The 11364-nt window shown below is 35.1% G+C and carries 11 protein-coding genes; 10 read left to right on the forward strand and 1 reads right to left on the reverse strand.

Annotated features, from left to right (window positions below):
• Positions 1 to 159 precede the first annotated feature (159 nt).
• The 6 genes from ACFVT8_RS15345 to ACFVT8_RS15370 all read left to right on the forward strand — a co-directional run bounded on the left by ACFVT8_RS15345 (position 160) and on the right by ACFVT8_RS15370 (position 7256).
• Entirely contained in the window at positions 160 to 1374 is a 1215-nt protein-coding gene (locus ACFVT8_RS15345; protein ID WP_387081436.1) for an MFS transporter, read from the forward strand.
• 310 nt (positions 1375 to 1684) lie between these two features.
• A complete protein-coding gene (locus ACFVT8_RS15350) occupies positions 1685 to 1870 on the forward strand; it encodes a hypothetical protein (protein ID WP_387081438.1) in 186 nt (61 codons plus the stop codon).
• 503 nt (positions 1871 to 2373) lie between these two features.
• Positions 2374 to 4320, forward strand: coding sequence for a primary-amine oxidase (locus ACFVT8_RS15355; RefSeq protein ID WP_387081439.1), 1947 nt, complete (start codon positions 2374 to 2376; stop codon positions 4318 to 4320).
• Between the two features lie 21 nt (positions 4321 to 4341).
• Positions 4342 to 4881 carry a hypothetical protein gene (locus ACFVT8_RS15360; RefSeq protein ID WP_387081441.1) on the forward strand — a complete coding sequence of 180 codons (540 nt, stop codon included), beginning with the start codon at positions 4342 to 4344 and terminating at the stop codon, positions 4879 to 4881.
• Between the two features lie 14 nt (positions 4882 to 4895).
• Complete coding sequence (locus ACFVT8_RS15365) at positions 4896 to 6410, forward strand: aldehyde dehydrogenase family protein (protein ID WP_387081443.1); 1515 nt, start codon at positions 4896 to 4898, stop codon at positions 6408 to 6410.
• 33 nt (positions 6411 to 6443) lie between these two features.
• A complete protein-coding gene (locus ACFVT8_RS15370) occupies positions 6444 to 7256 on the forward strand; it encodes a DUF6597 domain-containing transcriptional factor (RefSeq protein WP_387081445.1) in 813 nt (270 codons plus the stop codon).
• Between the two features lie 178 nt (positions 7257 to 7434).
• Here the strand turns inward: ACFVT8_RS15370 and ACFVT8_RS15375 are convergent, their stop codons facing one another.
• On the reverse strand, positions 7435 to 7887 hold the full coding sequence (locus ACFVT8_RS15375) for an Lrp/AsnC family transcriptional regulator (RefSeq protein ID WP_387081447.1): 453 nt from the start codon (positions 7885 to 7887) through the stop codon (positions 7435 to 7437).
• Between the two features lie 153 nt (positions 7888 to 8040).
• Here ACFVT8_RS15375 and ACFVT8_RS15380 point away from each other — a divergent pair, with 153 nt between their 5' ends.
• The 4 genes from ACFVT8_RS15380 to ACFVT8_RS15395 all read left to right on the forward strand — a co-directional run.
• Positions 8041 to 8505, forward strand: a complete 465-nt coding sequence (locus ACFVT8_RS15380) for a VOC family protein (protein ID WP_387081449.1) — start codon at positions 8041 to 8043, stop codon at positions 8503 to 8505.
• A gap of 491 nt (positions 8506 to 8996) precedes the next feature.
• On the forward strand, positions 8997 to 9419 hold the full coding sequence (locus tag ACFVT8_RS15385) for a MarR family winged helix-turn-helix transcriptional regulator (protein ID WP_387081451.1): 423 nt from the start codon (positions 8997 to 8999) through the stop codon (positions 9417 to 9419).
• Between the two features lie 211 nt (positions 9420 to 9630).
• Positions 9631 to 10734 carry an NADH-dependent flavin oxidoreductase gene (locus ACFVT8_RS15390; protein WP_387081452.1) on the forward strand — a complete coding sequence of 368 codons (1104 nt, stop codon included), beginning with the start codon at positions 9631 to 9633 and terminating at the stop codon, positions 10732 to 10734.
• A gap of 274 nt (positions 10735 to 11008) precedes the next feature.
• A partial coding sequence (locus tag ACFVT8_RS15395; RefSeq protein ID WP_387224286.1) for a transposase occupies positions 11009 to 11364 on the forward strand: 356 nt, incomplete at its 3' end.

Here is an 11364-nt window from a genome sequence, read left to right on the forward strand (position 1 = left end):
TATAATTCATATAAATATTTATTGATAATACAAAACTTGCGATAAATCTACGTCCCCCAGATTTGTCCGATATATGATAGGAGTCAAATTTTAATGAATAGTCCAATCTAATATTCCTCTATTAAGCCAAAATTCGAATGAAATATTGGGGGATATATAATGAAATTGAATAGAAACTTTTCTTTATTACTATTGGGTCAGTCACTCGCTAATATAGGCGATGTATTATATATAGTCAGTGTTATAAGTACAATTTTTGTATTAACAGGTTCTGCAATTGCAGCATCGTTTGTGCCATTTACAATTGCTTCTTCTATGTTTATATCCAGTCTGCTGACACCTCTTTTGGTTGATAAATTAAATCTTAAATGGTTACTTGCTGGGTCACAAATTGTAAAGACGATTTTACTCTTTATTCTAGGATTTATGTTAATTGGTTTAACAGCAGCTAATTTTTATTTTATCTTTTTAATAATAGGTTTAATTGCTTTTTTTGACGGATGTGCTGATCCAATACGACAGACATTGACGCCGTTCTATGTTAAACCTGAACATCTAATTCAAGCTAATGGAATTTCAGAAACTATTACGCAGGTCATACAAGCAGGTATGTGGTTCGTAGGAAGTTCATTGCTAATTATTATGAATTCTCAACAACTTATTTGGTTAGTTGGATGTTTATTTGTAATTGCAAGCATATTACTTTGCCTTTTAGAAAGTGTAATCTATGAAACAACCGAGTTAAAAGGGAAACTAGAAAAGATTAAAGAGGGTTGGAAAACTTTATCTAACACTCCGGTATTAAGAAGGATTGCTTGGATAGAATTTTTAGAAACAATTGCAGCAACGGTTTGGATAGCTGCTATTTTATATGTGTTTGTCAACGATGCTTTGAACGTTGATGAAAAATGGTGGGGATTTATCAATGGAGCTAACTTTTTAGGGCTGATTTTAGGAAGTGCTTATTGTATTAAATTTTCTTCATTTGTTGAAAAGAAAATAGGAACCTTTATTTTTTTCGGTTCATTCGCAAGTTTCTTATTCACAATATTATTTAGCCTAAACAGCATTCCAATCATTTCCTTGCTTTTATCTCTCTGTGTAGGGCTTTTTGGACAAATTAAAAAAATTCCTCAACAAACGGTTATACAAACTAGTGTACCAAAAGAACAGTTGTCAACTGTTTATACCTCGTTAGGTGCAATCGGAACTGGGATATTTGGCGTTGGCTCTCTTGTTATGGGAGTATTAGCAGATTTGTTAGGAATTAGAACTGTATTCGTTATTTCAGGGCTATTACTTGCGATAGTAAGTACAATTGCTCATAAAAATAAGCAATTGTTTGTTAGAAATATTATGGAACAAAAAAGTTAAAGATGAAGGATTTTATTAGCTATAATGTCCTTTGTTATTAATGACTGTGTGATAGTTTGTGAAGTAGGACCATCATTTTTGATGGTCTTTTTTATTGAGGCTGTTTTCGTAAACTTTGCTGCTTTTAAGCCAAAAAGTACTATAATGACGTAAAAGGAATTTAAACGGTCATTGTATAAAGGTTCGAATATGATAAATAGGGAATAACAACCAACTTTTAGGGAGGTGAACCCGAATTAATAAATATAGTGTTCTTTCACTTACTACTTTAGCAATCTTCGTTGTTATGTTTTTTACAATGTGGAATGGAGTGTCGTTAGGAGCATTAGGTAAACCATATGTTCTTTCAATGTTTTTGTTCCCATTATTAGGAGCTTTTTTAGGATTCAAAGCAAAAAAAGGTTTATTAAAATGGCTACTAATAATACTTAACATTATTGCAATCTGTATCATCGGGTATATTTTATTACTTGCTTACGGTATTGCCGAAAGCTAATTAAAACAAGATGGGTAGCATTTTTCGCTATCCTCTTTTTTATTCCATACTAAGTTGCCCTTAAAGAATTGACAGTATTATAGTTCGATTTTTGTCACGCTGAAATAAGCATTTGCTCCACTCGTATTTCAAATACTACGTTTTTCTCTAAATCAAGCCAACGGAACCAGTAAAGGACATAAGACCATTTGCAAACACGTAATGCATATTTAATTTAACGAAATTACATGGAGTTTGTGATACGTATATTGAGAATTATATGGCAAGTTGGAAGACGGTCTAAATGGTGGTCTCCCGTCGGATCGCTTTTGGTAGATGGGATTCTAATGACTTAACTGCAGCTCAATTAGTATTTTTTACGAAAATGCAGAATACTTAAAGTAGAAAATATTGTGTTTTTTTAGCTAAAAAAGCAACTTATCTATAAAAATGCCGTTATTTACAATAACTTAACTGAATTTTCAAATTATAATTAAGGGAACAAATTATAAGGGGTTGATAGAATGTCAATAAAGGTTAATTCAAATGTTGAACTATGCCACCCATTATCACCGTTATCTGAAGTAGAAATTGAAAAAGCTGTTCAAATAGTCAAGGAACAGCAACAGTTGTCTGAACATGTACGATTTATGTCAGTGATGTTACATGAACCTAAAAAATCAGAAGTACTAAATTACAAACCAGGTAATACTGTAGATCGCCAAGTATTTTTAGTGATTTTAGATGATAAAGAAATGAAAACATTTGAAGCAGTTGTAAATTTAACTTCAGAAAAAGTTGATTCCTACGAATATATTCCTGGTGTACAACCAAATGTAGCATTAGAGGAGTTTGAGCAATGTGAAGAATTAGTAAAGAGCCACCCTGATTTTGTAGCAGCATTACAGAAACGTGGTATTGACAACCCTGATTTAATTATGGTGGATCCTTGGTCAGCAGGGAATTTTGGTGTTCAGGAACATGAAGGTAAACGTTTACTTCGTGCAATTTGTTGGCAAAAACAATCGCTAGAAGATAATGGATATGCTTACCCTTTAACAGGTATTGTAACGTATGTAGACTTAAACAAAATGGAAGTTTACAAAGTAGAAGATCATGGGGTACGTCCAATTCCAACAACATCAGGTAATTACCATCCCGAAGTTGATGAATCAATTGTGTTTAGAAATGACTTGAAACCATTAGAAATCATTCAACCTGAAGGTCCAAGCTTTACAATTGAAGATAATTTGATCAAATGGCAAAAGTGGAGTTTCCGCTATGGATTTACACCACGTGAAGGCCTTGTAATATACACAGTTAATTACCATGACAAAGGCAAAGATCGACCAATTCTTTATCGTGCAGCATTATCAGAAATGGTTGTCCCTTATGGTGAACCAACATTTTCGCATAACACACAAAATGCCTTTGATGCTGGTGAATATGGAATGGGTCAATTAGCCAATTCGTTAGAACTAGGTTGCGACTGCTTAGGCGAAATTCAATACTTTGATGGTGTTGTAGCTGATGTTAAAGGAAATGCGCGTGCGATTAAAAATGCGATTTGCTTACACGAAGAAGATTACGGGATTGGTTGGAAACATACAGATTGGCGTACAGGGCATGTAGAAGTAAGGCGTTCACGTCGACTAGTGATTTCATTCTTCTGTACAGTAGGAAATTATGATTACGGCTTCTATTGGAGTTTCTACCAAGACGGTACGATTGAAGCTGAAGTCAAGCTAACAGGTATTTTAAGCACTGGAACATGTGAAGATGGCATCCAAACAAAATATGGATCTGAGATTTCTCCAGGCTTAAACGCATCACATCATCAACACTTCTTCAACTTCCGACTTGATACGATGTTAGACGGTGAAAATAACTCAGTAGTTGAAACAGAAACAGTTTCAGAAACATTGGGTGAACACAATCCGAATAGTAATGGTTTCTATCCTCTTTCACGTATCTTTAAAACGGAGGAGGAAGCGTTACGTAATTTAGATTTAAAAACGCAGCGTACTTGGAAAATTATTAATAAAAACTCACTTAACCGAGTGAATCAACCTGTTGGATATAAAATTTTGCCTGGCGAAAATTGTTTCCCATTTGCTCATGAAGAATCAAGTGTCATGAAACGTGCTGGTTTCCTTAAACATCATTTACACGTGACGCAATTTGATGAAAATGAAAAATATGCAACAGGTATGTATCCAAATCAACATGCTGGAGGAGATGGACTTCCAAAATACATTGAGAAAAACCGTTCAATTGATGATGAAGATATCGTCGTTTGGTACACAATGGGCCATCATCATATCCCACGCCCTGAAGATTGGCCTGTAATGCCAACTGCATACATCAGTTTCCAATTAAAACCGGTTGGATTCTTTGATCGAAACCCAGCAATAGACGTTCCTAGACCGGACAAGAAGTGTCACACAACTTCGTCTTGTCATATACAATAAAACTCTTAAAGGAGTGTTTATATGCTACCATTCCTAAGCATGTTGGTGATTGTTACTTTTACGGTAATCACTAATCGTTTACTAAAACAGCGTTTTGCTAATCATGGCATGGCCAAGTGCTGTATAATGCTGATTTCTATGACAATGAGTACTGCTATTGGGATGAATATGGCCACCTGGCTCCCCGATATGGTACTAGGTGCAATAGCATCTATTATTATTTCTATTGCTTTAGGCTATTTGCTGTCAATAGGTTTACCAATGCATCTATTCATGGAAAGTGTAGGATCTAGTTTTATGGGAGCAATGATGGGCGTGATGTTAACATTAATGACCACTCAATATTTAACGTTAAGCATTATCTTTTTTACAATGATGTTTATTGTAAGTGCTATCGTTTCTATCGGTTTATGGAATCGTGAGATGTTTCCTATCTTTATAAAAGCCATTCCAAAGTATATTTATATTGTGGCTGGTTTAATGATTTGTATATTAGTATTAAGTAGTTTTGAGATTCAACATGAGGTGCCTGTAAAAGAACAACAACAACATCATCATTAAAGGGGTCGATAATTATGATTAATGTTAAACCGAATATTGAAGAATTTGGCATTCAATTGAAAAAGAAATATGACAATTTTATTGGTGGTGAATGGGTAGCACCTGTAAATGGAGAGTATTTCGATAATAATACGCCTATCACGAAAGAAGTATATACACGTGTAGCTCGTTCAACAAAAGAAGATGTAGAGCTAGCATTAGATGCCGCTCATGAAGCCCAAAAAACTTGGGGGAAAACACCCGTAGCAGAACGGGCACGTATTTTACTAGCGATTGCTGATCGTATGGAAGAAAACCTTGAAAAAATTGCAAGGGTAGAAACTTGGGATAATGGGAAAGCGATTCGTGAAACTATGTATGCTGATATTCCATTGGCAATTGATAATTTCCGCTATTTTGCAAGTGCCATTCGCGCACAACAAGGGCAAGTGACACCTTTTGATGAGGATACAGTAGCTTATCATTACCAAGAACCAATTGGTGTAGTTGGCCAAATCATCCCATGGAACTTTCCTGTTTTAATGGCAGCTTGGAAATTGGCGCCAGCACTTGCTGCAGGAAATAGTGTTGTATTAAAATTAGCAGAACAAACGCCGGTATCATTCTTATTCGTAGTTGAACTTATTCAAGACCTATTACCAAAAGGTGTTTTAAACGTCATTAATGGTTTTGGTGTAGAGGCAGGGAAAGAGTTAGCTTCAAGCCCACGTATTGCCAAAGTGGCCTTTACGGGTTCTACAGCTGTCGGCAAACTGATTATGAAATATGCATCTGAGAATCTAATTCCTGTTACACTAGAGTTAGGTGGCAAATCTCCGAATATCTTCTTTGAGGATGTCATGGATGCTGATGACGGATATCTAGATAAGGCGATTGAGGGATTAGTTATGTTTGCTTTAAATCAAGGTGAAGTTTGTACTTGTCCATCTAGAGCCCTGATCCATGAGTCTATTTATGATCGTTTCATGGAAAAAGCCATTGAACGAGTAAAGCAAATTAAAGTTGGCGATCCATTTGAACTTGAAACAATGATGGGTGCACAGGCTTCAGAAGAACAACATAAAAAAATTCTTTCTTATTTTGAAATTGCCAAACAAGATGGCGCAGAATGTTTAATCGGTGGCGCCGAAAATCACCTTGATAATTTAGATGGTTATTTTATTAAACCAACTATTTTTAAAGGTAATAATAAAATGCGTATTTTCCAAGAAGAAATTTTCGGTCCTGTATTGGCAGTGACTACGTTTAAAACCTTCGAGGAAGCAATTGAAATTGCAAATGATACTATGTATGGATTAGGGGCAGCTGTATGGTCACGTAATACAAACGTTACCTATAAAGCAAGTCGAGAGATCCAAGCAGGACGTGTTTTTATAAATACGTATCATCAATACCCTGCTGGTGCAGCATTTGGCGGCTACAAAAAGTCAGGCTTCGGTCGAGAAAATCATTTAAAAGCTTTAGAATCGTATCAATCGACTAAATGTGTTTTAGCTAGTTACAATGAACAGGCGCAAGGATTCTTTTAATTTTACTTAAGAGTGAAGTGAGGGGGCGGCTTATTGAGTAGCTATTATCCAATCCAACCTGAATTGGTCCAAAAAACGTATTCTTATAGAGAACTGACTCCAAACAGCGAGTTAAACCAGGATATACTATTTTATTATGAATTTGAACCAATAGGCATTAATAGTGATATTCATGTCATTCCTGATGCTTGCCAAGATTTAATGTTTTACATGGGAAAAGATCAAAAGGTTGTCTTAGGGAATACCCCGACTACACGTGAAATTTATTCATTTACCCCAAAAGGTAAATATTTTGGGGTTCGTCTAAATCCAAAACAAACCGTTATTCAATACAATTGCGCATTAAAACAAATTATTCAACAACCATTTGTTAATGTTGAATTAGGCTGCACACTAGACTCGAAATTTATAAATGCTGTTTTTGAAGCAGGAGATTTCGAACAAAGAGTGCAGATTTGTAATGAGTATTTTGGCTCTCGAAAAAAGGAAAAAAGCTTGGGTGATGAAATATTCGCTACTTGTTTTGATTCTATTATTGAAAATTATGGGCTGTTCTTACCAGATGTAATTCAACATAAAACAGGTTATTCTGAGCGATATATCCGAGAACTTTTCTACAAAAAAACTGGTTTTGGACCGAAAAAATTAAGCAAATTCATACGTATTCAACTCTTACTTCAACATATTTCTTTTGAAGAGACACCTGTAAACATTGACCAATATGGTTACTATGATCCTTCCCATTATTACAAAGAATTTAAAAGCTTACTTGTAATCACACCTGCTGAATATATAAAAGAAATTTTAGGTTGGAAAAATATAAAACGAAAGTTGCTATCATATTAGCTCCTCAAAGCTTTCACTCTTAGGGTGACAACCTTCAAACTTATGTAAATAAATAGACCGAACATATTTTATATAAAATATGTTCGGTCTATTTTTTATGATTTTGTTCGTAACGATTGTTGTTTTATCATGTCTTATTTAACTAACGGGGCATTTTAGCATAAGTAGGATTCTTTTGTTATTTTGAGAATGGTGCTTGTAGTAGAATCCGATTCTCAATCAGGTTTTTCAAGCTGATAAGGGACTTGGATGGTCCGAACTTTATAATAGAATCTTGAAATTGACCAATATCCTCTATGGAAGCAGTCTGAATCTTGATCATGTAATTGTATTCACCACTAATTCGAAACATATCGGTTACAACGGGATTTCGTTCGCAAAAATCCACCAGTGCTTGACATTGCTCTGTTTTTATAAGAAAGAATGCCGTGTTCCCTCGGCCTAGCGCCTGATGGCTATAGGTTGCCGTATAACCCGAGATGATGTCTTTCTCCTCAAGCCTTTTTATTCGTTCCCTTACCGAGGGCTGGGACATGGACACATCTTTACTTATTTGTGAAATGGACATACGTGCATTCTGCTGAAGAAGACTCATTATATGGTAATCAGTTTCATCCATCCAATGTTCCATAGATAATACCTCCTAATGCATTTTCGAAAATGAATGAAATTAATTGATTTTCGTTATTTTTGGAAAGTGAAATGCGATAATATCCTTTTTTATTGTATGTATTTCCTTACAACACTATTCTATACTAAATTCATCAGAAAGGGGAAATGATATTTGAATATCAAAGGTCTTGCTCATATTGCAATTCAGGCAAAAGATTATCCGGCAACAATCCGGTTTTACATTGAAGCAATGGGATTTAAGCGTGGACATCATTGGAGCCTTCCTTCGTTTCAAATCAAGGAAGCTTCGATGTTGATCTCTCCCGACGGCCGAACATGTCTCGAGGTTTTTGATGACGATGCTGTCATTCCAGCACAAGGGAAGAAAGCGAGGTCGGAAGAGGAAGTTGCTTACGGAGCTATGCTTCACCTAGCGTTTTATGTGGAAGATGTCGACAAAGCGTTTCAAACGGCACTTGCCCATGGGGCAAAACCTTATGTGGAAGCAGACAATCTAACTCTCGGAGAGCCTCCACTTATTATCAGAAACGCTCTAATCCACAGTCCTAATGGAGAAGTTATCGAATTTATTCAGGATGTGGATTTTGATATAGAGTCCCATAGTTCAGTGCAGTAGTTCAATAAATTAGTGGCAATCTAAGACTTTTTCCTATCCTAGACTGCCACTGTGTTCTTCTTAAACTCTGGCGCTTTACTTCATTAAGGAGTAGAGCCTTTTTCTATTTAAACTAACGGTGCAAGTTAGTATTTAAGAACGTTTTTGACTTGTGTTTAACAAGGCAATGATTGTGATTATTAATATAATATATACACGTTTATATTAATCATGGAGAACCGTACCATAAGTAAATGAGGTTTTATTACTCTAAATTTAAATAATTCATACTGATTAATGCAGGAACTTCTTTTGATCTTAGGATGAACAACAAAGATACTTATAAGTGATAATACCAAATTTTAATTTGCTGTATTGAATGTCAGAGAGATACATTATAATTGTTACATTAACATGCTTGCTACATACATATAAGATTTGAGTAGCAAGAGTACTTACTATATACTTATTATATAAAGTAATACTCTTTTAGAAGGACTGAATAATGCATAATGGACAATCAAGAAACATTTATGGAAGATTGGCTGTCAATAGATACAACTATGAATAAAATAAAAAAAGAGACTGAAAGTATTTTACAAGCCAATTATAAGATATCAATAAAGGAATTCTATGTACTATATTATATCTCAAAATCCCCTGATAAGAAGCTAAGGCTACAACAACTACAAGAAAAAATTGGATTGAGTCAAAGTGCACTTTCAAGATTAGTAGCTGGTATGGAGTCTAGTAGCTGTGGGGCATTGGAAAAAAGTGTTTGCACGGATGATCGAAGAGGTACGTACACAAAACTAACTGAATTAGGCGAAACAACGCTAAAGAAGGCTCTTCAAGATTTTCGTGGGGTAGTTGAAAATTATTTATCACTAGATGACCTAGAGACTAGCCTAAATAGATTAAAAGATGAATTTTAATGGGGAAAAAGTCGATTTTTATAAATCGACTTTTTTATTTGACACCTATCATAATTAGCGTTAAATTATATGCATGCGTAATGCATATAATTTAACGTGTTACGCAAGCAAGTATTTGTTTGAATGAAGGTGTTTCCCTATTTAAGATATAGAAAGAACAAAATTGTATACAAGGAAGTATTTTGATATTTATTAGAAAGTTGGAAAAAAGATGACGGTTTTGAATAATACATTGACTTTTCGCAGAGGATTAACCCTTAAAAATAGAGTAATAATGTCTCCGATGACCACGAAAATGAGTTTTTTTGACGGTGTCGTAACACAAGATGAATTGAAATATTATTCGTTAAGAAGTGGAGAGGTAGGTGCAGTTATTACTGCAGCTGCAAATGTCCAAGATGGTGGGAAAGGATGGGAAGGTGAGCTAAGCGTTGCATCTGACAAATTCATTCCAAGTCTGAGTCGACTAGCTTCAACCATTAAAAGAAACGGAACAAAAGCTATTTTACAACTATTCCATGCTGGAAGAATGACTGATTCAAAAGTATTACGTGGGGTACAACCTGTTTCTGCAAGTGCAATTGCTGCGGAACGCCCGAACGCAGAAACTCCAAGAGAGTTAACAGAAGATGAAATCTACCTTTTGATAGAAGATTTTAAAAAAGCTACAGAACGTGCTATTAAAGCGGGATTTGATGGGGTAGAACTTCACGGAGCAAACACATACTTAATCCAACAATTTTTCTCTCCTCATTCAAATCGTCGTGAAGACCAATGGGGTGGAAGCTTAGAGAAACGATTTAATTTTATTAACCAATTAGTCGACGGTGTTATTTCAGTTGTTGATGATTCAAATGTCCAAAATTTTATTGTGGGTTATCGTTTTTCTCCAGAGGAATATGAAGAGCCTGGAATTAAAATGGCGGATACCATCTATCTAGTTGATAAATTAGCTGATAAAGAATTAGATTATCTTCATATTTCATTGGGTGACTACAAACGGGTATCTGTATCTGAAGGTTATAAAGAAAAATCAATAATGCAATATGTTCATGAAAAAATTAATGGTCGCTTACCTCTAATTGGTGTTGGTGATGTACGTACGAAAGAAGATGCTGAAAATACATTGGCAAATGCTGAATTAGTGGCAATAGGACGTTCTCTTATTATCGATCCGCACTGGACAAGTAAAGTGTTGGAAGGTAAAGAAGACACCATCAGAAGAGTTTTAGCTGATCAAGATAGAGAAGAACTTATGATTGGAAATGGTATTATAGAGTTCCTAGATTTCATGATGCCTGAACGATTACGCTAAATAAGCACACTAAAAAGTTCTTTCAAATAGTGAGAGTGCTCTTCAACTAAAAGGAAATTTGAAGGGCTTTCTACCCTGTCTGAACTGCAACCAGTCAAGTAGACAGTAGAAATAATAAAAAATGTATTAAGCTAAGCGGCTTGAGCCCTGAATTCTAAGAGGGCACTGAAAAACTTCATCTGGTTCCACTTAGCGAGGTATTCGACGATTCAATCGTCGAATACCTCGCCTTTTTAATTTATAATTGAGAGACTAAATGCAGGTGGTGTTCCCAATGATTTCAAACCAAGAGACTTTCAACTTAAGTCCATATATGGCCATTTACGATATTGTCGTGCCAAAAGATAATATGCTTCGTCAAATTAACGAACTAGTGGATTTCTCATTCATTATAGAAGAATTGAAAACAAAATATTGTTTAGACAATGGAAGAAATGCGATTCCACCGATTCGAATGTTTAAGTACTTATTGTTAAAAGCCATTTTTAATGTATCTGATGTAGACCTTGTCGAACGTTCAAAATATGACATGTCTTTCAAGTATTTTTTAGGTATGGCGCCAGAAGATGACGTGATTGATTCAAGCTCACTCACAAAATTCCGCAAACTTCGTCTTCAAGACGTAAGTTT

Origin of the sequence: Lysinibacillus sp. NPDC058147 (assembly GCF_042884205.1) — a bacterium.
GTDB lineage: Bacteria > Bacillota > Bacilli > Bacillales_A > Planococcaceae > Lysinibacillus.